Consider the following 26363-nt stretch of genomic DNA (forward strand, 5'->3'; position numbering starts at 1 on the left):
AAATGAGAAAAAAAATTGTAGCCGGAAACTGGAAAATGAACCTTGATTACAGCGAAGGCTTAGCGCTATTTTCTGAAGTAACCAATATGGTTAAAGACGAAGCAACCGGCAACCAGCAGGTTGTAGTTTGCAGCCCCTTTATTCACCTGCACAGTTTGGCTCAGTTAACCAAAGGCTACACTAATGTAGCTGTTGGCGCGCAAAACGCACACCAGGCCGAAAGCGGCGCTTATACAGGCGAAGTTTCTGCACGCCAGGTAAAGTCTACCGGTGCCGAGTACGTTATTCTTGGCCACTCGGAACGCCGCCAGTATTTTGGCGAAAGCAACGAGCTTTTAGCTAAAAAAACCGATACCGCTTTAGCAAACGGTTTAAAACCTATCTTTTGTATTGGCGAAACTTTACAGCAGCGCGAAGCTAAAGAGCATTTTAATATCATTAAAAGCCAGTTGGTAGAAGGTGTTTTCCATTTAGATGCCGATAAATTTGGCCAGATAGTATTGGCTTATGAGCCGGTTTGGGCAATTGGTACAGGCGTTACTGCAACGTCTGACCAGGCGCAGGAGATCCACGCGTTTATCCGTGCGGAACTTGCTACAAAATACGGTCAGCAGGTTGCTGATGACACTACTATCCTTTACGGTGGAAGCTGTAACCCTAAAAACGCTGCAGAGCTTTTCGCTTGCGCGGACATCGATGGCGGCCTTATTGGCGGCGCATCCCTAAAATCACGCGACTTTACAGATATTGTAAAAGCATTCAACTAATTTAGATTTGAGATGTTAGATATGAGATTTGAGACAAGCTGCTTAGGTTGTTAAGTCTCATATCTCACATCTCAATACTCATATCTACAACAATGAATTACTACGAATTACTCTTCACCACCATCACTACCGAAGATTACCAGCAGGACTTGCTGATAAGTGCTTTGGGGGATATCGGTTTCGATACTTTTGAGGAACTCGACCTTGGCTTTAAGGCCTATATCCCGGTAGATAATTTTAATCAGGAGCTGTTGGATAATACGCTGGAGATCTACCGCGAATCTTTCACATTTAGTTACGATATCACACTCATCCCGCAAAAAAACTGGAACGAAGTGTGGGAAAGTAATTTTGAGCCTATCCAGATAGGCGACCAGGTTTTTGTGCGTGCCACTTTCCATGAAGGAAATACGGATATCCCTCACGAGATCATCATCGACCCTAAAATGGCATTTGGCACCGGCCACCACCAAACCACGGCCATGATAATGAGCCTGATGCTGGAGAATGATTTTGTAGATAAAAAGGTGTTGGATATGGGCTGTGGAACAGGCATCCTGGCTATCCTTGCTGCCAAACTTGGCGCTAAAGATATCACCGCGATAGATTATGACGATATTTGCTATGACAGCACTATCGAAAACTCGGCACTGAACAACATCAGTAACATAAAAGCCCTTTGCGGATCAAAAGAAACTATCCCAGATGAGCAATACGATATTATTCTGGCCAATATCAACCGTAATATCCTTTTAGACCAAATGGAGCGTTATGCCGAGGTTCTGAAACCCGATGGCGAGATCTATTTCAGTGGTTTTTACGAAGACCCCGACCTCGAGATCATCACCGATGAAGCCCGAAAATACAACCTCAAATACATCACCCACAAAAAAGATAAAGAGTGGGTAGCAGCTAAATTTATATTGTAGGGTGCACCGATTATTTTTTGATTTTAATGATTACACCGATTGCAAATCAAAATCGGTGTAATCATTAAAATCTGTTTAATCCTGGTAATTAGTAGCCTAAAGTGAAGCGTTGTTTAACAAACTGATTATTCTCCAACTCGTTACTTAGCCCGAAGTGCAAAGTAACGTCATAATGTGCATAGCTATAGGTAACCGTCCGTTCATTGTTAATTGTAATGTTATTTATTACAGTACAACTGTATGCAGATATTTTTTATAACCAAGTTGGATAATTATTATGAAGCCTTGGTGACAATGCAATAATATTAACCGCCTAAATTTGTTTAGTACTAACCTTTAAACCATCCCGGTCAAGGTATTTAAACTCGTCAATATGAAAACCTACCTCGTACCTGTCGATTTTTCTGACGCTGCTTTCAACGCCGCTAATTTCGCCGCCCAGCTAAGTCACCAAAGTGATGTAAGTACCATAATTTTGATGAACGCCTATTACATATCGCCTTACGAAACTATGCTGCCTAACCCGGATATGGTGATGCTACGCGAGGAAGAGATAGAAGAAGAGGCAAAAAACCGCATCGCGCAGTTAAACAAACTGAAGCATAAACTAAGCAAAATAGTGCGAGAAGGAGTTGAGATTATAACCCGCCTAAATCGCTCGCACTTGTTGCGTGCTGTGGTGGATGTGATTGAGGAGCAAGATGCCGACCTGGTGATATTAGGCAGCATTGGTAATAGCACCGTTAGAGAGGGGCGCCCGGGTATTGGCAACCACGTGATCAAGATATCTAAGCTAAGCCCGGCGCCGGTAATTGTTGTCCCGCCTGCCTATACCTACCATTTAATTAACGAAGCCGTTATAGCCTGCGATTTTAAAAAGGTTAAAGAAAATATCCCGATGGCGTTTTTGCACAAGTTTTTAGGTAAACAAGCTATTAAACTGCTGGTATTAAATGTTGATACCGAAGGTAAACATGCGGGTAAGGACCCGGAGCAGCTTGCCGAAGAAAGTGCCCTGCACGATATGCTTAAAGCGTTTAAGCCAAAATATTTTTACGAGAACCATGCCGATGTACTTACGGGGATACTCGATTTTGCCAAAGAACATAAAGCGCAAATGGTAATTGCGCTACCGCATAATTATAGCTTTTTACGGTCGCTGTTGCACAGCAGTATATCGCAGCAATTGGCTAAAAATTCAACCATACCTGTAATGCTGTTAAAATAATGCTTTATATTTAAATAATTGTTGCCGCTACAGCTGTTTTTACGTTTATTTGTCGCATAATTGCTACACTAATATTTATTGATGAGGGTACATTTTATAGCGATAGGGGGAAGCGCCATGCACAACCTTGCCATCGCTTTGCATAAAAAAGGATTTAACGTTACCGGTTCTGATGATGTACTGTTCGAGCCCTCGGCTTCGCGCCTGGGTAAGTACGGGATCCTGCCGGCGCAGGAAGGGTGGGATGCTGAAAAGATAACCGCTGACCTTGACGCAGTTATCCTTGGGATGCATGCCCGTATCGATAACCCCGAACTGCTAAAAGCGCAGGAGCTGGGCATCAGGATCTACTCATACCCAGATTATATTTACGAGCAATCAAAAGATAAAATTCGCGTGGTGATTGGCGGCAGCCATGGCAAAACCACCATTACCAGCATGATATTGCACGTATTGCAGCAAGCCGGTAAAAAGTTTGATTACCTGGTAGGCGCACAGCTGGAAGGGTTTGAAACCATGGTTGGCTTAACGCATGATGCCCCGGTGATGATCATCGAGGGTGACGAGTATTTGGCTTCGCCGATAGACAGGAGGCCGAAATTCCACATCTATAAAGCGGATATCGGCGTAATAAGCGGTATCGCCTGGGATCATATTAATGTGTTCCCCACGTTCGATAACTATATCAACCAGTTTAAGATCTTCGCTGAAACGATCCAGCCAAACGGTAAGCTTATCTACAGCGAAACCGATGAAGTGCTGTACAAGATGGTGTCGAAGCTAAATGTAGACGTCGAAAAACTACCTTATAACTTACCCGAATACACGATAGATAACGGCATAACCAGTATCATCGCCGATGGCAAAACCTATGAGCTGGAAGTATTTGGGCAGCATAACCTGCTGAATATGCAGGCAGCCCGTTTGGTATGTGAGGCATTAGATATTAACAGTGCCGATTTTTATCAGCACATCACCACTTTTAAAGGCGCTGCCCGCAGGCTGGAAGTGGTTGGTAAGAATGATAACGCGACCATCTTTAAAGATTTTGCGCACTCGCCATCAAAATTAACGGCTACAATTGACGCAGTTAAGGCGCAATTTCCTGATAGGCAGTTGATTGCATGTATAGAATTACATACCTTTAGCAGCTTGAATAAGGATTTTTTGAACGAATATGCCGGTACGATGAACAAGGCCGATAAGGCAATTGTGTTTATAGACCGCAAAACATTCGAACAGAAAAAGATAGAACCATACCCGGCCGAGGCGGTAAAAAATGCCTTTGCGAATGCTGATCTGCTGTTTTTTAACCAGCCGGCAGAATTACTGAAATACCTGGAAGGGCTAAACATTGCCAACAGCAATTTTCTGATGATGAGTTCTGGCAATTTTGGAGGTATTAATTTAGTAGAACTTAAAAATAATTTACTATAAATTTGCTGATTGTTAGTTTGTTATTAGAAAAAAATGTAACTTTATTAACTATTGAGAAACCTTACCTAATTAAACTCATATGAAGACACTTGGAAAAAAGATCCGGTTACTACGCCACCAAAAAGGGTGGAGCCAGGAAGACGTTGCTAAACGCTTAAGCATTTCTATTCCCGCATTCTCAAAAATTGAAACCGGTATCACCGACATTAACCTTTCTCGCCTTGAGCAGATCGCCGTTTTGTTCGAAATGTCTGTAATTCAGTTGCTTACTTATAACGAAGTAGAGCAGGATAAACAAATTGCCAGCGAGCTGGAAAACGTGAACAAAAAGTTGATGGACCGCGAAACTGAGGTGATAGACTTGCAGAAAAAGGTTATTGAGCTTTTTGAGGAACTACGCCACAAAAAAGTAGCTACCGCCTAAAAATATCATATTAATAAGCCCGGGTAATTTATTCGGGCTTATTAAATATATGGCGCATTGTTAAATGTTTTTTGCCAAATGTTGCACCCACAGCGGTGTGTATGGCAATCATTTTGTCGTTAAAATCGCCCACCCACGATAATTCCAGCTCATAGTATTGCTTTAGGGGCAACACATATTCCTTTAGTTTGATGAACAGGCACGATTCCAGTCCATGTTTTTGATACTTTTGTTTAGTGCCCATTACAATAGCCCGCATGCGCGATACACCTTTCAATTTGCGGTATAAAAAGGTGAGTTTTCCCCATAAATTTAGTTTGCCGTTTAATGGTTTTATCATTTGATTGGCATCGGGCAGTATCACTATGAATGATGCCGGTTCGCCGTTAACATAGGCAAACCATATTAGTTTCTCATCCATAATGGCTTTCATTTTCTCAAAGCTTTCCAGGATGGTGCCATGGGTTATCGGCACGAAATTCTCAAAATCCTGCCAGGCATCGTTATAGATCTCGATAAAATCTGCCGCGAATTTTTCTATTTGCGATGACTTGAAATGCTCAAATGTATAGCCCGGCTTGTTCATTACCCAGGTAGCAATTTTAGTGAACCGCTCCGAAAAGGGCTTATGTACATCCAAATGGTTAGTGATCTGCTCGTATTGGGTTTTAAACCCGTAATCCTCAAAAAAAGCTTTGTAGTAGGGCGGGTTATAATTCATCCCGTAGGATGGTGGTGTAAAGCCCTCAACCAGTAACCCCCAAAAGTTATCATTCTCGCCAAAGTTGATGGGGCCATCCATTGCCTGCATACCGTTTTGCAGCAGCCAGGTCTTAGCGGTATCAAACAGTAAATAAGCGGCCTGCTTATCATCCACACATTCAAAAAAACCGCAGCCACCGGTAGGCTGCTCGTACTGATAAGCTTTTTCGTTATTAATAAATGCCGCTATCCGGCCAATTAGCTGCCCGTCATCGTCCCGCAAAACCCAGCGGGTTGCAACACCATGGGTATGGAAATTGTTCTTAGCCGGGTCGAAAACCGCTTGGATATCATTATCCAGCGGGCAAACCCAGTTCACATCATCTTTGTAGATAATGCGCGCTACATCCAGAAATGTGGTTTTATCAGCCTTGCTTTTAACTTCGGTGAGCTTCATCCGGGGTGGGGTAGAGTGGGTTTAGCAACTATAAAAAAAGCATCCAGCGTTTGCTGAATGCTTTGGAGAATCATTATCTACTATAGATTAGTCGTCGTCTTCATCATCGTAAGGGTCGTAACCGGTGTCAAAACCAACCAGGTCATCATCCAGGGGAGTGTCTTCGTCAAAGTCGTCATCGTCGTCTTCTACCTTTTTACCCGGTTTTGGATCTTCGTCATCAAAGTCATCATCCTCGTCGTCGTTGGTCTTTTTTGTAGAGGTGCTCAAAGGTTTTTTTGGAGTTGCCATTTTAATAAATGTTTATTCGTTAAAACTGATATCGGTTAACCTATTTGTTTTGTCCGTTTTTCGATGTGCTATATTCAGCATTATTTATGAGTAAAAATAGCTAAAATCATTTTTAATTAAAATCATTTTTCAATTTATTCGGTTTGCTCGCCAATAACCGAGCTGTTATCGGTAATTTCCTTAAGCTGTGGCAGTTCGGTAATATCGTTTATGCCAAAGTAATCCATAAATAAACCGCTGGTACCATAAAGGATAGGTTTACCCACACTTTCGGCCTTCCCGGTGATTGCGATAAGTTCTTTTTCCAGCAGTTTTTGGATCGAGTAATCGCAGTTTACCCCGCGAATCTGCTCCACATCTGTTTTGGTTACCGGCTGTTTGTAAGCGATAATGGCGAGGGTTTCTAAAGCGGCCTGGCTCAGTTTCTTTTTAGACCGCTGCATTTGTAACAGGCTGATAGCCACGTGGTATTTCTTTTTGGTAAGGAACTGGTACCCGTTGTTGATCTTCACCACCTCAATGGCAAGTGCATCATCCAGATATTTTTGGGTAATGATGTCTATTTGTTGGGTGACTTCATAGGCAGTGTAATCGTGCTCAAAAGAAGCCTGCAGGCAATAAATGATCTCCTCGGTACGGATGCCCTGTTCAGATGCAAAAATTAGCGCCTCAATATATTGCTCAATATTTTCCATGAGGTGCAAATATATTATAAAGGAGGAAAGTTGAAAGGATTAGGATAAGAACCATAATTACCTGGTGGCTTGTTGGTGACAACACCAACAAGGGCGAAACAACTTTAAGATAATTTATGAGTGGTGGCCGGGCGTACTTTACATCACTATAAAACGCGAATCAGGGTCGAAAAAAGGTGAAAAAAAGTCGAAAAAAAGTCGTCTAAAACTGCCCCAATTCCTGCTTTTTTAACAAATATTTCCTCCCTTAATAATCTATCACCTGCTCTTCAATCTCGGCAGGCACGTCGCGCCAATCGTATTTTTGGGTGCGGAGTTGTGGTTCAAAACCGGCTTCTTTAATAGAATCCTGTATGCCTTTGGCAGTGAAACGATGAGGTGCGCCTGCTGCAGATACCACGTTCTCTTCAATCATTATCGACCCAAAATCGTTAGCGCCGGCATGCAGGCAAAGCTGTGCTACCTGTTTACCAACCGTTAACCATGATGCCTGTATGTTTTTTACATTCGGCAGCATAATACGGCTCAGGGCAATCATACGGATGTATTCGTCGCCGGTAACATTGTTTGTGATACCGCGCACTTTACGTAATAATGTGCCATCATCCTGGAAAGGCCATGGAATAAAGGCCACAAAACCGTGATGACCTTCGGGCTTCTCCGACTGTACCTCGCGGATCCAAACCAAATGCTCAAAACGCTCTTCGATAGTTTCGATATGGCCAAACATCATGGTGGCAGATGTAGGCAGATTAAGTTGATGGGCCGCGCGCATTACATCAAGCCATTCCTGGCCGCCACATTTACCTTTCGAGATCAGGCGGCGTACACGGTCGTTCAGGATCTCGGCACCTGCGCCGGGCAGCGAATCTAACCCCGACTCTTTCATGGCCTTCAACACGTCGTAATGGCTCATGTTCTCCAGTTTGGCAACGTGGGCAATCTCGGGTGGGCCTAAAGAGTGTAATTTTAATTTTGGATAAAGCTGTTTAAGTTCGCGGAACAGGTCGGTATAAAATTGAAGGCCCAAATCAGGGTGATGGCCGCCTTGCAATAAAAGCTGGTCGCCGCCAAACCGAAAGGTTTCCTCAATCTTCTTTTTGTATGTCTCTATATCAGTAATATAAGCATCCTCGTGCCCCGGGCGACGGAAGAAATTACAGAACTTACAGTTAGCAATACAAACGTTAGTGGTGTTCACGTTTCGGTCTATCTGCCAGGTAACTTTGCCATGCGGCACCTGTATCTTACGCAGCTCGTTAGCTACGTACATCAGGTCGGCCGTAGAGGCATTGTTGTAAAGGTAAACCCCTTCATCAATGCTCAAAAAATCAAAAGCTAAAGCACGCTGTAACAGTTCGGCTGTATTCATGTACAAATATACGTAGTGGGAGGGTAAAGGCGAAAGGTAAAAGATGAAAGGTGTTGTTGGGGTGACAGTTTGTTACGCTTCGATGTTATCTATATACCTGTTTATATATTTGCCATCTATAATGGTCCAGATTACAGTGTAATAGCCTGCGCCATCGCTGTTGTCCATTTTTATGTAAATTGTATTTCCGTCGCCCAGGTAAACGTTAAGATTATTGTAATTGGGCTGGTAAACGTCTTTAAAAGTACTTTTGGGAAGCGATATGTTGACATCACCCATAGAAACGCGTATAGACAAAAATTCCGTTTTCGGCATGCCGCCATCCTCCCCCCAAACGCTATGGCCATCTATTTTATTGATCACATCTTTATTAACACGTCCTTTTTCATCCTTATAATATGTGAAACTGTGGAGTTTGGGATTGAAGGCCATCGACCTGACCGTAACCAAAATGGTATCATTAAAAACATTACAGCGGTTTGTCGAAACGAGTTTGTTTTTCAGGCTTGGTAACTTTGTAATAAGTTTAATCCTGCTTTTGTGAATGTAGCCACTTGAATTGTTTTCGGCGTAAACCTTTATCCAGTTAGCATTGCTTTCCTCGTCGCTAATAAATACAAACTCACCATTGGTGATTTTTGTCGCAATTTTAGCCTTATTATTAGGCTTATCTCTCACGTTAACGTAGCCATCTGTATCTTTAATTATGCCATAAGATTGCCCTGTGCATATCTGGCAAAAAACAAATAAAGGCAGCTATATTAGTAAGTATTTCATATTCCTAATATAGCGCTAACCAACCACTTCCCCCTTATCCAATCTCAAAACCTTATCCACGCTATCGGGGATCTCATGCTGATAGTGGGTAACATATATCAGGGTAACGTTACTGATGCTGCAAATGGAATCAACCACGGCTTTAAAATGCTGCTGCTGATGGTCGTCCAGTCCCTGGCAGGGTTCATCAAATATAAGCAGGGCGGGGTTTTTGATCAGCCCCCGGGCAAGCAGGCAAAGGCGCTGCGCGCTGGCGGGGATGTTTTTGAGTAGTTGGCGGGCATATTTATCTATCTCTAAAGCCTTCATCCATCTGAGCGCAAGGTCGGCGCGTGATTTTACACTTGGGCGGAAAAGGCCCAGCGTATCATAAAAGCCACTTTCTATCACCTGCAGACAGGAATTATCAGTAGGGAAGTATTGGTAAAGCTCGGGCGATACAAAGCCTATTTTACTTTTAACGTCCCAGATACTTTCGCCCGTGCCGCGCTTTTTATCAAACAGGATAATATTATTGGCGTAGGCTTGCGGGTTATCGCCGTTTATTAAACTTAACAGGGTAGATTTCCCCGCGCCATTAGGCCCAAGCAGTGCCCAGCGCTCGCCGGGATTTATTTGCCAGTTAACTTTATTAAGGATGGTTTTATCGCCATATTGGATGTGCACATCGTTCATGCTAACGATTTGGCTGTAGTTATGGCTGTCGGCAGATGTATTCAGTAGTGTTTTAAGTGCATCTGCATCAACAACCGTTTTATTTACTGTTTGATGTTCACTTGCTTCAAATTCTTGTTTGCTGAGGCTTTGGCTTATAGCACCACTATCTAAAATAGCCACATTAGTTATATAATCCGTAATCTCAAACGCCGATGTTGCCATTATAATGCTGATGCCAGAGGCAGACACCTCGTTCAGTAAATCATTGAATGATCTGCGGGTATCTACATCCAACCCCGTCATGGGATTATCCAACAATAATATTAGCGGATTTTTGAGCAACGCGGCAGCTATCATCAATCGTTTGGTTTCACCGTTAGATAGTTTGATGGTTTGCTTATCGCATAGGGAGGTTAAGTTTAACGCTGCTATGGTTTTGTCGAATGTCCAGTAAGTAGGCTTATGTTGATTAACCTTTACGGTTTGCAGGTATTGGTTTACAGTTAAGGTATCTTCCGAATCGGATGAGTTGTAGCGTTGCTGGTAATAAAAGTCGGATGTATTAGACAGCGTTTTAAAATGATGCTTTGCACCAACGAATGCTATAAAGCGATGGAATGTTACCAATTCTTCGCTTTGCATTGTTTTGTGTACATCATCCATAAAATGATGCGTAATAACACCGCTATTGATCCCCATGTTGCCCGCTATGGTTTGCAGTAAAACACTCTTACCTGATCCGCTTTTACCAACCAATGCCCAGTTTTCGCCCTGGTTAAGTGTGAAAGTTAAATTTTGGAACAACGGAAGGTTGTTAAACCTAACATATATGTCTTTGAGGATAATTAGTGGTTTTATCATTACGCGGTGAATTTACACATCCCGTTAAAATATTTCGTTGAATATTAAATTAGCATCCTATAAGGGCGGATTTTAACGATGAAATAATTTTATTAACTTATTAACATTTATTGGTTTAATTAAAAAACAATATTTAGATTAGTGAACCTTATGAAAGATTGCGAATTTGAGCAGGTGAAGAATTAAATTTTTTAGTTTTAATTATTACCCCCAAATAATTTGCTATGGACTTATTATTAGCTGCTGTTGAAGCCCTTGTACCGATGAGCCTTTTGGCTATTTTTATTGTATTGATTGCAGTACAATTTTTGCCAACCGACAACACAGAGGCGGAGGAATCTGACTCAAACATCTTGTTGTAACAAACGGTTTGATTATTGTATAATGATTTTTTATTATAAAATCTTTAGGATAATCTACCATGAAAAAACTCAACTTATTATTACTCGCATTAGCAATGGTTGCTTTTAGCGGATGCTCAGTTATCGGCGGTATTTTTAAAGCCGGTGCAGCTGTGGGTATCATCGCTGTCATCGTTGTTATATTACTTATTATTTGGCTTATATCGGCTTTTAGAGGAAAATCTTAAGCCGGATTGCTACTGCCTGGTTATTAAAAAATAAATCAGGCCCTAATAAAATAGAAAAGGCGCCAAAAATGGGCGCCTTTTCTATTTGGCTATTTTAACGTCTTCGAGTTTCCAGCTTTTACGATCGGCCCAGTCTCCGCCGGTATAAGATAATTTTACCTGCCAGGTCGATTTTACAATATGCCCGGTGCTATCCTGCGCATCAACGGTTGATGATATGTTGTAATTGTTATTAGCCGTATCAATATCTGCTACAAAATCATTTTTGGGAAAGTTTGCCGTGCCGGGTTGTTTAAGCCCGTCGTTAACAAAAACCTTTGCAATGGCAAAAGCTTCTTTTCCGTTTGGCTTACGGTTTACATGTACCCTGCGGTTTTGCAGTACCCGTAGCATAAATACAATAACTACCAGGGCAAATAAAATACTGAAGATGGTAGCAATGCGGATGCGGGGGTGATGCTTCCAGTGGGTGTTCTTTTTATCGTCATCGCTCAGGTTATTCCATTCGGAGTATTTCATCTACAGGGTGTTTTACCATTAAACAATTATATGGGCGAATGTTTTGTGAGGAGAAAAATCAGGCACAAAAAAACGCCCTGCTGTAAAGCGGGGCGTTTCTTTTAACAAGAAAGAGATTACATTTTTTTTGTAGTATCTTTTTTAGTTGTGTCCATTTTAGCTGTAGTATCCTTTTTAGCAGCTGAAGCAGGAGTTGCAGCTGAATCCATTTTAGCTGAATCCATTTTAGCTGAATCTGCAGCAGCAGAAGAACCTTTACCTTTACAAGCAGCAGCAGAAACTGCGATAGCCAAAGCTAAGAAAGCGATTTTGAAAGAATTTTTCATCGTTTTTTTTTTAAGTGATTTAATAGTTTTTCGATAGTTAATACCCAAAACTAAAAAAGGTAACCCGCTTTTTTCGAAAAAAATGAGGGTTACCCTTAAAAAAACTTAAAAAACTTAAAAAGTTACGATGTAACTCTTTAATATTTAACCGGTTAGGTTAAATTATTTTTTAGTAGTATCTTTTTTAGTTGTGTCAACTACAACAGTAGTATCTTTTTTCACAGTTGAATCAACTACAACAGTAGTATCTTTTTTGGTTGAATCAGCAGCAGATGCAGAACCTTTACCTTTACAAGCAGCAGCAGAAACAGCGATAGCTAAAGCTAAAAATGCGATTTTGAATGAATTTTTCATGTTTTGTGTTTTATTAATGTAAGTATTTTATTCTTGTTGGTTGTTAATACCGCTTCCTAAAAAAGGTAACCCAACAATTTTAATTTATTTTTTTGTGGTATCAATTTTAACAGTGTCAGCACCTTTAACAATAGTATCTTTTGTTACGGTCGAATCAAGTTTAACAACAGTATCGTTTTTTGAAGTGTCGCCGGCGTCAGTAGGTTTTTTGCTTTCGCAAGATGTAGCAGTAAACGCAATAGCTAAAGCTAATAAGGTGATTTTGATCGGATTTTTCATTTTATTGAGTTTAATGTTTTGTGATAGTTAATATCCAAAATAAGAGAAGGAACCCAACAGAAAATAGATTTCGTCCATTTTAAGGGGCAGGCCTACTGTTAAATGCTTAATTCGATCTTTATTTTTTATGAGAACCATACAAGTATTAGAATTAAATAATTCTAATACTTGTATGGTTTTTGTTCGTTTATTATCAAACTCGAAATTAATGCCGCGTTATCCTATTATTTATTTACCGATATTGCGGTTTGTCTAAATCAGGCTGTGCTGCACCGGCATGGCATCAAAAAATAAATCAAATTATTGGGTTACAATTCAATATAAAAAGTATTAAGTAGTGAATAATCAGTTAAATGTGGAAATGCCGACGGATAGTGAAGTGATCATTGGGATCTTAAACAACTCCGACAGTGTTTTGAAAAAGTTATACCTAGCTTATTTCCCTATGGTTTTACAGCTCGTCATCAATAACAATGGTAACGAGGATGAGGCCAAGGATATTTACCAGGAAGCTATAATAGTTCTTTACAATAAGGTTAAGCGTGGCGATTTTGAGCTGAGCAGCAAGCTTAAAACCTACATATATTCGATATGCCGGCGATTATGGCTAAAGCGGCTTAAACAACTGAACAAGTACGGTGGGGATATTAAAGATTTCCAGGAGTATTTGGCGGTTGAGGATGAAGTAGAGAAGCACGAGGAACGCGATATGCAGCTTAATAAAATGGGCGATGCGTTAAAGTTACTTGGCGAACCCTGCAAAACCATTATGGAAGATTTTTATATGCACAACCGCAGCATGCAGGATATATGCGAACGGTTTGGCTACACAAATGCCGATAACGCGAAAACGCAGAAATACAAATGCCTGCAAAGGCTGAAGAAATTATTTTTTCAGCAATAATTAGAGAAAGGGTAAAGAGAATGAAAGATAACCAACTTTTAGAAATGATTGAGCGCTACCTAAGCAGCGAAATGCCTGCTGATGAACGTGCCCAATTTGATGCATTGCGTAAAAAGGATGCAACTATAGATGCTAAAATTGCCGAGCATAAAGAATTTATATCTTTATTAAAGCAATATAACGACCGTTTAAGCCTACAAAGCAGGTTAGACGAGATCCACGATGAGATTGATGTACACACGCTAAAGGATGACCTGATGGCGCATCCATCATGGGTGGTGCAAATGTGGCGTAACCACCACTCTAAAATCTCGGTAGCGGCTTCAGTAGCTATTTTCGCTGTACTTACTATGCTGTATTTTACAGGAGACCTAAGTAACCGCGACCCTCGTTTTCAGCAATTGAAACAGGAGGTTGACCGCGTTAAAAGAGAGCAGTCTAAATTGGGTGTTAAAACCGACAATATTATTAAAGCTGATAAAACAGGTCCTGCTATTTCCGCAAAATTTAGAGGTACAGGTTTCGCGCTTACCGGTAATGGTTATATTGTTACTAACTATCATGTAATTAACGGTGCCGATTCTGTTTATGTGCAAAATGCACAGGGCGAATCCTTCCATACCAAGGTTGTTTACACCGAGCCACAGTATGATGTAGCTATCCTGCAAATAAACGACCCTGCCTTTAAAAACTTGGGTACAGTGCCATATAGCTTCAAAAAGAGTAAAAGTGATTTAGGGGAGGCCGTATATACCTTAGGTTACCCCGGCGACGATCTTAAGTTTGGCCCGGGCGCTTTAACCGCAAGCACAGGTTTCCATGGTGATACCACCGAATATGAATTGTTTATCCCGGTTAATCCCGGTAATAGTGGTGGCCCTTTAATGGATGATAAAGGAAACGTTATTGCTATTATTAACGGTAAACAAACCCAAACACAAGGTGTAGCATACGCGGTAAAATCAAACTACCTGCTTAAAGCCATCCAAAGCATCCCTGCCGATTCTTTAAATAAATCTCTTAGGCTAAGCACCAAAAATACTTTAGCCAACTTAAGCCGTACCCAGCAAATTAAAAAATTGCGCAACTACGTGTTCTCGGTAAAGGTTTACAACCAGTAAAAAATCAATAATTAATATATCCGAAAAGGGAGGCAAGAAATTGCCTCCCTTTTTTTGTTTTCAACAAATATCAGTCCCAGCTTGTCGAAGACTTATGCCCGCTACGAATGGTTCGACAGGCTCACCATGACAAAAGTATATTGATTTATTATAAAAAGGTTTTTTCAGTCCCAGCTTGTCAAAGACTTATGCCCGCTACGAACGGTTCGACAGGCTCACCATGACAAAATGAGGAGAAGCTTTCTTGTCTCTGGCTTCTAATTGTCTTGCATCTACTATCTATCCACTTCCCCCAACACAAAGTCGAGCGAGCCGATAATGGCTATCAGGTCGGCTATCATCACGTTTTTGCCTAATTCGGGCAGTACGGATAGGTTGTTAAAACTCGGCCCGCGCACCTTGCCACGGAAGGGGATCTCGGAGCGTTCGTTGTTATGTACAAAGTAAAAACCCAATTCGCCTTTGGCGCCTTCGCAGCGGGCGTAGTAATCCTGCACTTTTGGGGTGAGTTTACGTGGAAGTTTCGCACGAGGGTCAAACTCGGGTGTGCGTTTTAATTCGTTTTGCAGGCGGTTAAGGCACTGTTCAATTATCTTAAGTGATTCCTGGATCTCATCTACACGTACTTTGTAGCGGTCCCAGCAATCGCCAACGGTGCCCATCAGGCCTTTACCTACCGGGATATCAAAATCCAACTCGGGGTAAACGGAATAATTATCAATCCGGCGCAAATCATATTTTAGCCCCGAGCCACGCAATACAGGGCCGCTGCAGCCAAAGTTAATGGCTACATCCATCGGCAACACACCCACGTTGGCAGTGCGACTAATGAAGATTTGGTTATCGGTAAGTAGCTGGTTAAGTTCAACCATTTTGGGTTTAAAGTAATCTACAAACTCGCGGCAGCGTTCTTCAAAGCCAACCGGCAGGTCGTAAAATAAACCACCCACCCATATATAGTTATACAGCATGCGCGAGCCGGATGCCCACTCCAGCATGCCCATGATATGTTCGCGGTCGCGGAAACACCACAAGAAAGGGGTGAAAGCGCCGATATCAATGCCATAGGTACCAATAGCTATCAGGTGGGATGCAATGCGGTTCATTTCACAAACCAGCACGCGGATATATTCAATCCTTTTGGGGATGTCTTTATCGATACCCAGCATTTTTTCCACGCCCATTACCCAGGCATGGCTGTTGTTCATAGATGCCAGGTAGTCAAGTCTATCTGTAAATGGGATGGTCTGCTGGTAAGTAAGCGACTCAGCATGTTTTTCAAAACAACGGTGCAGGTAACCAATGTGGGGGATAACCTCCTTAACGATCTCGCCGTCGGTAATTAACTCCAGCCGCAAAACCCCGTGCGTAGACGGATGCTGCGGCCCCATATTGAGCACCATGTCCTCCACCGCCGCATCAGAGATCTTTTGCTTGTAGCGATGAAGTGCTTCGTTATATTTTGAAACTTCTACGTTCAATTTCTTATTTCTGAGCGTCATTGCGAGCGTGGCGAGGCAATCTTCGATAGGCATGTCGCCGACTATTCTATCGAAGATTGCGACGTCGCTATCGCTCTTCGCAATGACGTTATTTATGTATGTTTTTTAATCCGAAATCAATCAACCTTTATCCCCTTATAATACTCCGCTGCTTTATAATCTTTCCGCAACGGGAAACCTTCCCAATCATCAGGCAATAAAATTCTGCGCAGATCAGGGTGGCCTTCAAAATAGATCCCTACCAGGTCGTAAGCTTCGCGCTCGTGCCAATCTGCAGTGCGGTAAACGGATACGATGCTTGGGAACGATGGTAAATTATCTGCGCTGCGGTCGTTCTCCATGCTGATCTTTAGCGTAAGCTGCAAATGATAGGGGATAGACGACAAATGATAAACAACACCAAAACGGCCAGCTTCGACACCATAATCCATGCCCGTAAGGCAGGACAGGAAATCGAAGTAAGTTTTGGGGTTATTGCGTAACTCCAAACAAACCTCAACAATACGGTTGGGGTTGATGAGCAGGGCGGGTTGCAGGCCGGTGCGTTCTTCGCCGGTAATTACATCGTCGCCAAACTTTTGGGTAAGCAATAATTTAATATCGTCAAAATTCATGGCGCAAGGCGAACAATTTTCCAGTTTTTATTATCAGTTTTCTTATAAACTATCCTATCGTGCAGGCGGCTGCGGCGGCCCTGCCAAAATTCAATAAGGCGCGGCTTAAGCACGTAGCCACCCCAGTAAGATGGTTTTGGCACTTCGCTATCTGCGTACTCTAATTCTAAAGCGGCCATTTTTTGTTCCAGTTCCTCGCGGCTGTTAATTTCCTGGCTTTGCGGCGATGCTGCTGCACCAATCTGGCTCAGTTTAGGGCGCGAGTGGAAGTATTTTTCAGAATAATTCTTGTCCAGCTTTTCAATCGTGCCTTCAATACGGATCTGGCGTTCCATATCTCCCCAATAAAAAATAAGGGCACCCAGCGGGTTTTTGGCTATCTCTTTACCTTTACGGCTCAGGTAGTTGGTGTAAAACTTAAAGCCATCATCGCTAAAGCCTTTTAATAAAACTATACGGGCGCTTGGGCGGCCATCCAGCGTAGCGGTAGCCAGCGTCATGGCGTTTGGCTCGTGCACTTTGTAATTAATGGCTTCGTTAAACCATTTATCAAACTGGCGGATGGGGTCGGCATTAACGTCGGTTTCGGTTAACGAAGCCGCGGCGTAGTCTTGCCTTAAATTTTCTATATCTTTCTGATCCATTATCGCAAACTTACAAATTAATTATACCGTACATACAGGTACACTGTTCATTTTATCCACCTAACGAACATATTTTTACATTAAGTGTTATTTATTTAAATTTATAACCTATGCTAAGTCCCATCGCGGCGGCTGCGGGCCGTTTATTAATATCCGAACCATTTATGCCCGACCCTAATTTTAAGCGGTCGGTTATCCTGCTTACCGAATACTCGGAGGCCGGTGCCATGGGTTTTATCCTTAACCATCAAACCGAAATGATGCTGGGCGATATTTTGCCCGACGTTTCCTATTCGGAGATCCCGGTGTACATGGGTGGGCCTGTTGCCGAAAATACTCTGCATTATATTCACCGCTGCCCCGAGAAGATCGATGGCGGTATCGAAATTTGGGATGGTATTTTTTGGGGAGGAGACTTTGAGCAGATCAAAGAATTGATCACTAATTATCAGTTAACAGAAGACGAGATCAAATTCTTTACAGGATACTCCGGCTGGACAAAAGGCCAGTTAGACGATGAACTGCGCGAGGGTGCCTGGATTGTAGCAAACAAGTTTGAAGCCGACGCCATCTTCAGCAATAGTGAGCACAACCTTTGGAAAGAAGTAGTGATAAGCCTTGGGCAACGTTACGCGCACATCGCCAACTTCCCCGAGAACCCTACGTTGAATTAACACCGCGACATACATAACAAAAAAGCCTGTAACTAATTTAGCTACAGGCTTTTTGTTGAATATTATTGCGACTATTCTTTAGTCGCTCTGGTAGTTTCAGCATCGCCTTTGGCATCTTTAAAAGATTTCATGCCTTCGCCTAAGCCGCGCATTAACTGAGGTATTTTTTTACCGCCAAACAATAACAGTATGGCTATGATGATGAGGATGATTTCTGGTGCTCCCATGATTTTTTATTTAATATTTTGGTTGTTATTTAAAGGTACGCTGTATCAATGTAAATAGTTTCAATTGAAGAAAGTTTATTTTCCTTCCATCTCCGCAGCAGAGGCTTCTACAACTTCTTTTAGTTTTTCTTTAAAGGCGATAAGGTTAGCAACAAGGTACTCATCTGCCGTAGATAAGATCTGCGCGGCCAGGATGCCGGCGTTTTTAGCAGCGTTTAAAGCTACGGTTGCCACCGGGATACCGTTTGGCATTTGCAGGATACTTAAGATAGAATCCCAGCCATCGATAGAGTTACTTGATTTTACCGGCACCCCAATAACCGGCAGGTGTGTTAACGACGCTACCATGCCCGGCAAATGTGCTGCGCCACCCGCACCGGCAATAATTACCTTAATGCCACGGTCTGCAGCGGCACGGGCGTAACTAAACATCCTATCCGGCGTGCGGTGTGCAGATACAACGGTTATTTCGTACGCAACACCCAGTTCTTTTAAAACATCGGCAGCATCCTGCATAACGTGTAGATCGGACTTGCTGCCCATAATGATGGCGATTTTTATCTGGCTCATATTTGTATTATTTCAAATCGTCATTGCGAGGTACGAAGCAATCTCTTTAGCCTCACCCTGCCCTCTCCAAAGGAGAGGGTTCTGATGCGCTTTTTAAAAGTCCTCTCCTTTGGAGAGGATTTAGGTGAGGCCTCTTCCTCGCAATGACGCGCGGGTTTCTAACTAATTACTACGCTATAACTTTCAGCGTTTGCTGTACATATCTTGCTTTCTCTATTGCTTTCTCTCTATCACTATCAATTATAGTAACATGCCCCATTTTGCGGAAAGGTTTTGTTAAGGCTTTACCATATAGATGCACATATACCCCTGCACATTTTAAGATCTTTTCTATTCCCTGATAAACGGCAGGGCCTTCGTATCCGGCTTCGCCTAAAATGTTTACCATTATGGCGTTGCTGAGGCAGGCTGTATCTCCCAGTGGCTGGTCGAAGATGGCACGCAGATGCTGCTCAAATTGCGATACTACGTTACCCTCAATACTTTGATGGCCGCTGTTATGCGGGCGCGGGGCAAGCTCGTTCACCAATATCTTACCGTCTTTGGTCAGGAACATTTCTACTGCCAGGATACCTACAATATTTAATGTTTCGGCTATACGTTTGGCGATGTTCTCGGCTTCCATCTGCACCTCGAAGGGCAGGGTAGAAGGCGAGATCAAAAACTCGACAAGGTTGGCTTCGGGGTTAAACTCCATTTCTACCAGCGGGAAGGTTTTTACTTCGCCGCTTTCGTTGCGGGCTACTATTACGCCTATCTCTTTTTCAAAATCGACAAGTCGCTCGATAAGGCTTGGCTCGGTAAAGGCATTGGCTAACGAGCTTTCGTCGTTAACGCGGTAAACACCTTTGCCATCGTAACCATCGCGGCGTAATTTCTGAATATATGGGAAGGGGATATGGCTTGCCCTTAATTGCTCTGGCGATGAGATCACCTGGAACTCGGCCGTTGGGATGTCGTTCTCTTTAAAGAACTGCTTTTGCAAGCCTTTATCCTGTATCAATCTAATAATGCGCGACTGCGGGTAAACTACAACGCCTTCTTTTTCCAGTTGCTCCAGCGCGTCAACATTTACTTTTTCTATCTCGATGGTAAGCAAGTCAACCTTTTTGCCAAAGTTGTAAACAGTTTCGTAATCGCTAAGCGAACCCACAACAAACTCGTTGCAAAGCCGGCGGCAGGGCGCCTCGCGGTCGGGGTCAAGTACCTTTACGGTAACGTTATAATTTATTGCCTGCTGTATTAGCATGCGCCCAAGCTGGCCGCCGCCTAATATCCCTAATCGTAAGTCGCCGTAAAATGCTTTCATGTATAGGCTGCAAATTTACCTAAATCTTTTAAATAGCGGTCTAAGAATTATTTCTTAGATATATGCTGTAAAAAAAATCCTGTCAAAAGCACATTTTATCGTCACAATTCCACCACAATAACTGTTAAAACCTTTACAGATAGGCTTAAAAAGCCTACCTTTGCAGCGTTTTTACACACCACATAATATCATCAATGAAAACCAAAATAGCAGTAGCAAAAGGTGACGGTATAGGCCCCGAAATTATGGCCGCCGTTCTCCGCATATTTGAAGCCGCAAACGTACAGCTCGACTACGAGTACGTAGAAATGGGCAAGTCTTACTTTGATGCAGGCCACTCCACCGGGATGACCGCACAGGCAAAAGAAACCATTGAGCGTTTAGGCCTGCTTTTTAAAGGCCCAATGGAAACCCCTAAAGGTAAAGGCGTAAAAAGCATTAACGTTACCGCCCGCAAAGTGTGGAACACTTATGCTAACCAACGCGATTTCCGTTCATTAAATGGTGTTGATACCGTGTTTTCTAAAGCAGGGATCCCGATCAACTTAACTATCGTTCGCGAAAATATTGAAGATACTTACGGAGGCATTGAGCACTTGCTGACTAATGACGTTGCCGTTGGCCGCCGTATCATTACCCGCCCGGGTTCTGCCCAGGTTATCCGTTACGCTTTTGAAATGGCCCGCCGTAAAGGTTACACCAAACTGGCTTGCGGCCACAAGGCTAACATTATGAAACTTACGGACGGTTTGTTCCTGGAGACTTTCTACGAAATAGCCCGCGAGTACCCTGACATCGAATCATCTGATATTATTGTGGATGACCTTTGTATGAAACTGGTTTCGCGCCCCGAGATCTTCCAGGCTATTGTGTTAACCAATTTACAAGGCGATATCGTATCCGACCTGTGTGCCGGTTTAGTTGGTGGGCTTGGTTTTGCGCCATCTGCAAACATTGGCGATAACATTTCCATTTTTGAAGCTGTACATGGTACCGCACCGGATATTGCCGGCCGTGGTATTGCTAACCCAACCGCGTTATTGCTATCGGGTATTTTGATGCTGCGTTACTTAGGTTTTACCACCGCTGCCGCTGATATAGAAAACTCGTTATTATACACGCTTGAACAAGGCGTACACACCGGTGACTTTGGTGATAAAGTAACCGAAGCTGCCAACACCAAAACTTTTGCTGACGCGGTAATTGCTAACCTTGGCCACATCCCGGCGAAAGGCGCGGTTATTGGCCAGCCGGATATGGAAGTGAAAGCAAACCACGATCATCCCCTAAAAAATAAACTGACCGTTACCAAAGCTGCCACTACCGAAGAAATGGTTGGTGTGGATGTTTTTGTGGAATCGAGCAAACAGCCAAACGAATTGGCTGAGTTGGCAAAACGCAAAGAAACCGATAATTTCCAATTGGTGATGATCTCTAACCGTGGTACACAGGTATGGCCTACAGGTTCTATCTTTACCGAGTTGGTGAACGAATACCGCATCCGTTTCGAAAAGAAAGACGGTACTGAGATCACCCAAAAAGAAATCCTGCTTATCGCTGCCGACCTGTCTGATGATTTTAAAGTGTGCTCGGTAGAGTTCCTGATGAAGTTTGACGGTAAGATAGGTTACACACTTGCGCAGGGGCAGTAAACTTTAAGTCAAAATTCAAAATTCAAAAGCCGTTCACGTTTGTGGGCGGCTTTTTGAATTTTAAAATGTCATTTCGAACGAGCGATAGCGAGGAGAAATGACATGGTGGTTAAATGTTAGTCGCTGTCAACCGTTCGTCGGCCAACCTCGTCATCAGCTTCGTTGTTTATTTTTTTGACGTATATCTCATCCACCAAAATAATAATGATGGATAGCAACGGCACTGCCAGTATAATACCTAACACGCCCGACAATACCCCCATAAGCACCTGGCTAATGATGGTTAGGGCAGGCGGGATATTAATCATCTTTTTTTGGATAAGCGGTGTTACAATATTGCTTACAATGGTTTGCGATACAATGTAAAGCAACGCTACAATAATGGCGGTATTAAGGTCCTTAGTTAATGCGAGCAATACGCCGGGTATCATTGCCGCCAGCGAGCCAAAGTTTGGTATTAGCTTTAATAACCCTGTTAGTAATGCAAGCACAAGGGCTACCGGTATGCCAATGATAGAGAGGCCGGTACCTATCATGATAAAAATCAGCACCATAGAAAGCATCATGCCCTTAAGCCATCCTTTTAAAGCTTGGCTGGTACGGTCAATAACCTTCTTGGCCATCGGTTTATTTTGCTCGGGGAATAGCTTGATGATACCATCTTTGTATATCGACGGATGGGTGGAAAAGAAGATCCCCAGGAAGATGATGATATAAATATTGCCTAATACACCAAAGCTGGTATTAAAAAAGCTTTGCGCGGTGGCAAAAACTTTGTCGGTATTATCGCTGCCAAAGTATTGCAATATTTTGGCGCCTATTGGGCCTTGGCCAAGCTTCGCCTTAAGGTTGTTGATGGTTTCTGGCAGGCTTTCGCTCAAAGTAGCTATCTGGCCTTGTATGGTGGTGCCCATTATCCAAAGTAACCCGCCCAATATCAGGAACGTACCTGCTACCGATATGGTCATAGATACTTTGCGGCTCCATTTGGTTTTGCGTTCTATCAGGTCGCCCAGGCCATGAAAGTATACCGATATTAGCGACCCCGCCAATATCATTAATAACACGTTAAAGGCTACGCGGGCTATTAGTATGGATACTACCAGCAGGGCTACAATGGCAACGGTATGCCATACTTTTTCAATATAGGTAAGTTCTTTACCGGAAGCTTTTTCAGGGTTTGGCTTTCTATCGGGCATTATGTGTATTTGGTTTGTCCTCCTAAGGACACATAACACTCCTAAAAGTTTTAACGAATGTAAAAGGAGGATTTTTTTACTGGTGCGATGCCTTAATCTTATCAAAGTAAACGATCAGTTTTTCGATGTTATTGATGCCAAAATGGTTGCCTTTTATCTGCGCTACAACCTCAGGTTCGTCACCCATAACCTCGCTCATAATATCGACAAAGTTGTCGTTAGTGAGGTGTTGCATAGTGGCCGTGTTTTCGCCGTAGTAATAATATAATTTACCATTATTGCCACCACCACCGTTACCACCTATACTGATGCCTAAGCCACCACCGTATGATGTACCGTAAGTGCCGGTACCAAAGCCAACAGCAGGCGCAACCTGCACTTTTTTGCCGCCGCCGCCACTGCCCGCGCCACGGGTTGCATAAATTTTAATGGGCTCGTCAACAGCTACGCGTACAAAATCAAACTCTCTTTTAGCCCAGGTTTCGTTACCGGGGGCGTGGGCTACCACAAAGCTATCCCTGCCTGCCACAAAAGATTGCAGGTCCCTGGCGCTTAAATAGTATGGTGTAGAATGTTCCTCATCTTTAAATTCAATAAAACCTTCATCGGCGAAAGGCCCGCGGCCGCCCGGGTTGGGGTGGATATAGCCGTTAATTTTTACACCCTTAACATCAACAAAATTGCCGGGGAGCCACTTTTGCGCGCTGGCTTTTTGGCCGGATAGTAATATAAACAGCGCCATAAACGCTGCCGAAAATAAATGCTTTTTATGCTTAGTTGTCATATGATTTTTTTGGCATCTGGCCGGTTAGGTAATAGGTCACCAGGTTGTCCATATCACCATAACGAAAAGTTTTGTCTTTAATTTTAGCAACCACTTCAGGTTTATCGGCCATCAGGTCGCTCATCACTTCAATAAATTGTTTCTTCTCTAACTTTATTACATTATCGGGCGTTTTACCATAGTAATAAGTGGTTTTTACGCCGCCGCCTATAGAGGTACCCACACCTACGCCCATCCCGAAGCCACCGCTAAAACCACCGGAGTTGATCATTAGCGGGATGCCATTCTTCATTACTTTATTGGTGTATAATTTGGTTGGATTATCCAGCATCACGGTCATAAACGGACTGTTCTTGAACAGCACGTTATGCGATACCACAATGCTGTCATCACCCATAATAAACGCGTTTACTTTGTAATATGGAACGGGCAAAGCCTCGGCCATTTCATCGCGGCGGTAAAGCACCATGTCGCCATCTTCATACTCTCCTTTTCGGGGTGGCATCCAGGAGATAAGGCCGTTGAATACCTCGCCGTTGGTATGGTAAAGCCTCCCCTCAAACCATTTGCGGTTAGTACTTTGCGCATCGGCAGTGAACGAACCTGCAAGGAGGATAAGTATGAAAAGTGTTTTGCGCATTTTCTAATTATTATTACGATGCATCGATGCCGGGTAATTATCCGTCCGATAAAAGTACATCAGCTCGTTTATCTTGCCTAACTTAAATGTTTTATCCTGCACCCTTTTTACCACATACGGCTTGCTGGCAAGTACCTTACTCATTATCTCAATAAAATTCTTTTTATCAAGGCGAGTGGTATTGTCAGGGTCACTGCCATAGTAGTATTTAGTATCATTGTTAGAAAAACCCGGCGTGAAAAACATGTTACCGCCTGCGCCCGGCATCATACCGCCACCACTGTTTGATATCATGGTAAAGGCGTATATTTTAACGTCGTTATTTAATAAAACTTGTAAGAAGGGGGCTTTTAAAAAATCTTTATTTGTGGCTACGGTAAAGCTATCCATCTGGGTGGTATCCCTCTTCATCCCGAATGATCTTATTTCGGTGTTTTTAAGTTTTACCTGTTCGGCTTTTTTATCAGTTTTATAATAGATATGGTCGCCCTTGTTGCCAAATATTGATTTTGCCGGCGGCGACCACGAGATAAGCCCGGTGTGTTTTACACCAACAGAATCATAATAAAAACCTTCGTCATAGTGCTTACCAAACAATTGCGCTTTAGTAGAGAATGTAATACTTAAAATACAAAGGAGTAAGAAGATTTTCTTCATAAAATGGTTTAGATTTGAAACCAAATATAAAAATTTTTTGACATGATAACAGTTGATCTGCGCAGCGATACCGTAACAAAACCAACACCGGGGATGCTTGAGGCCATGTGGGGCGCCAAAGTAGGCGATGATGTTTTTGGCGAGGACGAAACCGTGAACGCGCTGGAGCAAAAAGCAGCAGCAATGTTTGGGATGGAAGCCGCCATCTTCTGCCCGTCTGGCACCATGACCAACCAAATAGCCATTAAATGTTTTACCCAGCCGCTGGATGAATTGATTGCCGACCAAACCGCGCATGTTTACCGTTACGAGGGTGGGGGGATTGCATTTAATTCGGGTGTATCAACAAGATTGCTAAATGGTTATCGCGGCATACTAACCGCCGAAATGATTGCCCGGGAGATAAATGACGAGAATATCCATTACCCGCATACCAGCCTGGTGGTGTTGGAAAACACCGTAAACAAAGGTGGTGGTAGTTGCTATACGCTGGATCATATAAAACCTATTGCCGAACTGTGCAAGCAGCGCGGCCTTAAACTGCATTTGGATGGTGCCCGCATCTTTAATGCCCTTGCCCATACCGGCGATAAGGCGGTTGATTATGGCACTTATTTCGATGGGATTTCCGTATGTCTTTCAAAAGGATTAGGCGCACCTGTAGGCTCGGTTTTACTGGCCGATAAAGCGACCATTAAATACGCCCGCCGTATCCGTAAAGTTTTAGGCGGAGGCATGCGCCAGGCGGGTTTCCTTGCCGCAGCAGGCATTTATGCTTTAGACCACCATGTAGAGCGTTTAAAGATAGATCACGCCCACGCCCTCATCTTAGGCGAAGATCTGGTTAAGTGCCCCTGGGTAACTAATGTAGTCCCTGTAGAAACCAACATCGTTTTGTTTGATACCACCGAACCTGCCGCAGCTATATTGGCCAAACTTGCTGAAAAAGGCATCAAAGCAAGTAGCACCGATACCTACCGCATCCGTTTTGTAACCCATTTGGATGTGCATGCCGAGCAGGTGGAGTATGTAGTGGATGTGGTGAAAGGGCTGTAGCCCCACCCAACCCTCCCCGAAAGATAGGGCAGCCCCACCCAAACCCTCCCCGGTAGGGAGGGCTTAAAGAACAAAAAGTCTCCCCTTCCGGAGGAGATTTAGGGGGGCTTTTAAAACTTATCCCTCAATATCATGTTGTATTCTAC

32 protein-coding genes are annotated in these 26363 nt (G+C 43.1%); 12 read left to right on the plus strand and 20 right to left on the minus strand.

Annotation, left to right across the window (positions count from 1 at the left end; all coding sequences use genetic code 11):
* Positions 1-2 precede the first annotated feature (2 nt).
* From tpiA to RHM67_RS09615, 5 genes are all read left to right on the plus strand, one after another.
* Entirely contained in the window at positions 3-767 is a 765-nt protein-coding gene (tpiA, locus tag RHM67_RS09595) for a triose-phosphate isomerase (protein WP_322231968.1), read from the plus strand.
* Between the two features lie 92 nt (positions 768-859).
* Positions 860-1696 (plus strand): 50S ribosomal protein L11 methyltransferase, encoded by an 837-nt coding sequence (prmA, locus tag RHM67_RS09600; RefSeq protein WP_322231970.1) that lies wholly within the window; start codon positions 860-862, stop codon positions 1694-1696.
* A 373-nt stretch (positions 1697-2069) separates the two neighbouring features.
* Entirely contained in the window at positions 2070-2924 is an 855-nt protein-coding gene (locus RHM67_RS09605) for a universal stress protein (RefSeq protein ID WP_322231971.1), read from the plus strand.
* Positions 2925-3005: 81 nt separating this feature from the next.
* Positions 3006-4361 (plus strand): UDP-N-acetylmuramate--L-alanine ligase, encoded by a 1356-nt coding sequence (locus tag RHM67_RS09610; protein ID WP_322231973.1) that lies wholly within the window; start codon positions 3006-3008, stop codon positions 4359-4361.
* A gap of 79 nt (positions 4362-4440) precedes the next feature.
* Positions 4441-4785 carry a helix-turn-helix transcriptional regulator gene (locus RHM67_RS09615; RefSeq protein ID WP_322231975.1) on the plus strand — a complete coding sequence of 115 codons (345 nt, stop codon included), beginning with the start codon at positions 4441-4443 and terminating at the stop codon, positions 4783-4785.
* Between the two features lie 28 nt (positions 4786-4813).
* Here RHM67_RS09615 and RHM67_RS09620 read toward each other — a convergent pair whose 3' ends face one another.
* From RHM67_RS09620 to RHM67_RS09645, 6 genes are all read right to left on the minus strand, one after another.
* Positions 4814-5944 (minus strand): GNAT family N-acetyltransferase, encoded by a 1131-nt coding sequence (locus RHM67_RS09620; protein WP_322231977.1) that lies wholly within the window; start codon positions 5942-5944, stop codon positions 4814-4816.
* 87 nt (positions 5945-6031) lie between these two features.
* Positions 6032-6235 (minus strand): hypothetical protein, encoded by a 204-nt coding sequence (locus tag RHM67_RS09625; RefSeq protein WP_252757375.1) that lies wholly within the window; start codon positions 6233-6235, stop codon positions 6032-6034.
* Positions 6236-6369: 134 nt separating this feature from the next.
* Positions 6370-6930, minus strand: coding sequence for an SMC-Scp complex subunit ScpB (scpB, locus tag RHM67_RS09630; RefSeq protein WP_322231979.1), 561 nt, complete (start codon positions 6928-6930; stop codon positions 6370-6372).
* A 247-nt stretch (positions 6931-7177) separates the two neighbouring features.
* Complete coding sequence (gene mqnC / locus RHM67_RS09635; RefSeq protein ID WP_322231981.1) at positions 7178-8302, minus strand: cyclic dehypoxanthinyl futalosine synthase; 1125 nt, start codon at positions 8300-8302, stop codon at positions 7178-7180.
* Between the two features lie 72 nt (positions 8303-8374).
* Positions 8375-8980: an SH3 domain-containing protein gene (locus tag RHM67_RS09640; RefSeq protein WP_322231983.1), complete on the minus strand. Its 606-nt coding sequence runs from the start codon at positions 8978-8980 to the stop codon at positions 8375-8377.
* A gap of 114 nt (positions 8981-9094) precedes the next feature.
* The gene (locus RHM67_RS09645; RefSeq protein ID WP_322231984.1) at positions 9095-10597 is read right to left on the minus strand and encodes an ATP-binding cassette domain-containing protein; all 1503 of its coding nucleotides are present in this window, start codon (positions 10595-10597) and stop codon (positions 9095-9097) included.
* A gap of 224 nt (positions 10598-10821) precedes the next feature.
* Here RHM67_RS09645 and RHM67_RS09650 point away from each other — a divergent pair, with 224 nt between their 5' ends.
* Positions 10822-10959, plus strand: coding sequence for a hypothetical protein (locus tag RHM67_RS09650; RefSeq protein WP_322231986.1), 138 nt, complete (start codon positions 10822-10824; stop codon positions 10957-10959).
* A gap of 59 nt (positions 10960-11018) precedes the next feature.
* A complete protein-coding gene (locus tag RHM67_RS09655; RefSeq protein WP_322231987.1) occupies positions 11019-11186 on the plus strand; it encodes a hypothetical protein in 168 nt (55 codons plus the stop codon).
* Between the two features lie 81 nt (positions 11187-11267).
* Here RHM67_RS09655 and RHM67_RS09660 read toward each other — a convergent pair whose 3' ends face one another.
* From RHM67_RS09660 to RHM67_RS09675, 4 genes are all read right to left on the minus strand, one after another.
* Entirely contained in the window at positions 11268-11705 is a 438-nt protein-coding gene (locus RHM67_RS09660; protein ID WP_322231988.1) for a hypothetical protein, read from the minus strand.
* Positions 11706-11821: 116 nt separating this feature from the next.
* Positions 11822-12031: a hypothetical protein gene (locus RHM67_RS09665; RefSeq protein WP_322231989.1), complete on the minus strand. Its 210-nt coding sequence runs from the start codon at positions 12029-12031 to the stop codon at positions 11822-11824.
* 162 nt (positions 12032-12193) lie between these two features.
* Positions 12194-12385, minus strand: coding sequence for a hypothetical protein (locus RHM67_RS09670; protein WP_322231990.1), 192 nt, complete (start codon positions 12383-12385; stop codon positions 12194-12196).
* An 84-nt stretch (positions 12386-12469) separates the two neighbouring features.
* Positions 12470-12664 (minus strand): hypothetical protein, encoded by a 195-nt coding sequence (locus tag RHM67_RS09675; protein WP_322231991.1) that lies wholly within the window; start codon positions 12662-12664, stop codon positions 12470-12472.
* Between the two features lie 361 nt (positions 12665-13025).
* Between RHM67_RS09675 and RHM67_RS09680 the strand changes: the two genes are divergently transcribed.
* Both RHM67_RS09680 and RHM67_RS09685 read left to right on the plus strand, forming a co-directional pair.
* Entirely contained in the window at positions 13026-13568 is a 543-nt protein-coding gene (locus tag RHM67_RS09680; RefSeq protein WP_256474472.1) for an RNA polymerase sigma factor, read from the plus strand.
* A gap of 20 nt (positions 13569-13588) precedes the next feature.
* Positions 13589-14689, plus strand: a complete 1101-nt coding sequence (locus RHM67_RS09685; protein WP_322231992.1) for a serine protease — start codon at positions 13589-13591, stop codon at positions 14687-14689.
* A gap of 275 nt (positions 14690-14964) precedes the next feature.
* Here RHM67_RS09685 and RHM67_RS09690 read toward each other — a convergent pair whose 3' ends face one another.
* The 3 genes from RHM67_RS09690 to pdxH form a co-directional block, all read right to left on the minus strand.
* Positions 14965-16191, minus strand: coding sequence for an NADH-quinone oxidoreductase subunit D (locus tag RHM67_RS09690; RefSeq protein WP_322231993.1), 1227 nt, complete (start codon positions 16189-16191; stop codon positions 14965-14967).
* A 116-nt stretch (positions 16192-16307) separates the two neighbouring features.
* Positions 16308-16805, minus strand: a complete 498-nt coding sequence (locus RHM67_RS09695; protein WP_322231994.1) for an NADH-quinone oxidoreductase subunit C — start codon at positions 16803-16805, stop codon at positions 16308-16310.
* A complete protein-coding gene (gene pdxH / locus RHM67_RS09700) occupies positions 16802-17449 on the minus strand; it encodes a pyridoxamine 5'-phosphate oxidase (protein ID WP_322231995.1) in 648 nt (215 codons plus the stop codon). The genes RHM67_RS09695 and pdxH overlap by 4 nt, the downstream gene beginning before the upstream one ends.
* 110 nt (positions 17450-17559) lie before the next feature.
* Between pdxH and RHM67_RS09705 the strand changes: the two genes are divergently transcribed.
* A complete protein-coding gene (locus RHM67_RS09705) occupies positions 17560-18123 on the plus strand; it encodes a YqgE/AlgH family protein (protein WP_322231996.1) in 564 nt (187 codons plus the stop codon).
* 71 nt (positions 18124-18194) lie between these two features.
* Here RHM67_RS09705 and tatA read toward each other — a convergent pair whose 3' ends face one another.
* The 3 genes from tatA to RHM67_RS09720 all read right to left on the minus strand — a co-directional run bounded on the left by tatA (position 18195) and on the right by RHM67_RS09720 (position 20229).
* Entirely contained in the window at positions 18195-18350 is a 156-nt protein-coding gene (gene tatA / locus RHM67_RS09710) for a twin-arginine translocase TatA/TatE family subunit (protein ID WP_322231998.1), read from the minus strand.
* Between the two features lie 75 nt (positions 18351-18425).
* Positions 18426-18920 carry a 5-(carboxyamino)imidazole ribonucleotide mutase gene (purE, locus tag RHM67_RS09715; protein WP_322232000.1) on the minus strand — a complete coding sequence of 165 codons (495 nt, stop codon included), beginning with the start codon at positions 18918-18920 and terminating at the stop codon, positions 18426-18428.
* A 169-nt stretch (positions 18921-19089) separates the two neighbouring features.
* Positions 19090-20229, minus strand: coding sequence for a 5-(carboxyamino)imidazole ribonucleotide synthase (locus RHM67_RS09720; protein ID WP_322232002.1), 1140 nt, complete (start codon positions 20227-20229; stop codon positions 19090-19092).
* 194 nt (positions 20230-20423) lie between these two features.
* On the opposite strand from RHM67_RS09720, the gene RHM67_RS09725 reads away from it, so the two are divergent.
* A complete protein-coding gene (locus tag RHM67_RS09725) occupies positions 20424-21881 on the plus strand; it encodes an NADP-dependent isocitrate dehydrogenase (protein ID WP_322232004.1) in 1458 nt (485 codons plus the stop codon).
* Positions 21882-21997: 116 nt separating this feature from the next.
* On the opposite strand, the gene RHM67_RS09730 is transcribed toward RHM67_RS09725, so the two are convergent.
* The 4 genes from RHM67_RS09730 to RHM67_RS09745 form a co-directional block, all read right to left on the minus strand.
* Complete coding sequence (locus RHM67_RS09730) at positions 21998-23080, minus strand: AI-2E family transporter (RefSeq protein ID WP_322232006.1); 1083 nt, start codon at positions 23078-23080, stop codon at positions 21998-22000.
* Between the two features lie 76 nt (positions 23081-23156).
* Positions 23157-23864, minus strand: a complete 708-nt coding sequence (locus tag RHM67_RS09735) for a hypothetical protein (RefSeq protein WP_322232008.1) — start codon at positions 23862-23864, stop codon at positions 23157-23159.
* On the minus strand, positions 23854-24504 hold the full coding sequence (locus tag RHM67_RS09740) for a hypothetical protein (RefSeq protein WP_322232009.1): 651 nt from the start codon (positions 24502-24504) through the stop codon (positions 23854-23856). Before RHM67_RS09740 ends, RHM67_RS09735 begins: the two co-directional genes overlap by 11 nt.
* 3 nt (positions 24505-24507) lie before the next feature.
* On the minus strand, positions 24508-25161 hold the full coding sequence (locus RHM67_RS09745) for a hypothetical protein (RefSeq protein ID WP_322232010.1): 654 nt from the start codon (positions 25159-25161) through the stop codon (positions 24508-24510).
* Between the two features lie 42 nt (positions 25162-25203).
* On the opposite strand from RHM67_RS09745, the gene RHM67_RS09750 reads away from it, so the two are divergent.
* Positions 25204-26217: a GntG family PLP-dependent aldolase gene (locus tag RHM67_RS09750; RefSeq protein WP_322232011.1), complete on the plus strand. Its 1014-nt coding sequence runs from the start codon at positions 25204-25206 to the stop codon at positions 26215-26217.
* Positions 26218-26363: the final 146 nt, after the last annotated feature.

This window comes from Mucilaginibacter sp. 5C4 (assembly GCF_034345625.1).
Lineage (GTDB): Bacteria > Bacteroidota > Bacteroidia > Sphingobacteriales > Sphingobacteriaceae > Mucilaginibacter > Mucilaginibacter aurantiaciroseus.